This is a genomic window from Bacillus sp. JJ722 (assembly GCF_036963345.1).
Taxonomy (GTDB): Bacteria; Bacillota; Bacilli; order Bacillales; family DSM-1321; genus Bacillus_AD.
The window spans coordinates 6467-7434 of the sequence record NZ_JBALMO010000208.1 but is presented as its reverse complement, the minus strand read 5'-3'; the positions used below and the strand labels follow the sequence as shown (position 1 = coordinate 7434).

Annotated in this window: 1 pseudogene; it reads right to left on the bottom strand. The window is 39.5% G+C overall.

The annotated features are described in order from the left end of the window. Window positions 1–968: pseudogene (locus V7014_RS21010) on the bottom strand (hypothetical protein); the annotation flags it as partial.

Sequence of the window (968 nt, the reverse complement as noted above, 5' to 3'; positions counted from 1 at the left end):
TAAGTTTGTTGTGGCATTGTCATTTGATTCGGCTTATAAGTCTGCTGTGGCATATGATGTTGATTCATAAGATTGCTAGGGTTTTGAGGTGTATGTTGACCTCCTATCCCTTTTTTATTTTGAATTTGATCACAACCACAATCCTCTTCTGATTCCTCATGTGGTTTATTAGCCATCATGAATTGATTTGTTTGATGAGGCATCATCGGAGAATAATGGCCGTGATGATGATCACTCGATGATTCATGATGGTAATGATGATAGACATCACTCGACGACGATTCATGTTGATAATGGTGGTGGCCACCCATACCAAAATGTGATGATGACTCTATGTGATGATGTAATCCATGAGCTGATACTTCTGGAACTGGTGACATATAACCTTGATAAGTAGGCGCTCCGTATCCTGGCTGCATCTGTTGATTTGTTACAGGCATATATTGCGGATACATATGTGGATATGATTCATATAAACTACTTTCTTCTCCACACAAGGGCTGAATCATCTGCCCATAGATAGGCTCACAAAATTGGTGATACATTGGATACATCGCTGAACAAAACCCATCACCAGGCATTAATGGTGTAACTGCCACACAGTTTTCTTGCACAACAGACATAGGTTTTTGCTGAGGAACAACTGGTTTCGGCTTATGTTTTGGTTTTTCAGCAGGCTTTTGTACCGCCATATTAGCCATATTAACCATATAATAATTATTGATATCGACTTCTGGTATTACAGGTTGTGGTACGACAGGAACTGGTTTTGGTTTTTTCTTCATAACGGGTGCTTTTGGTACAGGCATTGGTTTAGGCTTCGGGGCCTCTTTCACTATTGGTTTTACTACATTCGGTTTCGGCGCTTCTTTTACAATTGGTTTTATTACATTTGGCTTTGGCGCTTCTTTTGCAATTGGTTTTGTTACATTTGCCTTTGGTGCTTCTTTTACTGGTTTTGTTACATT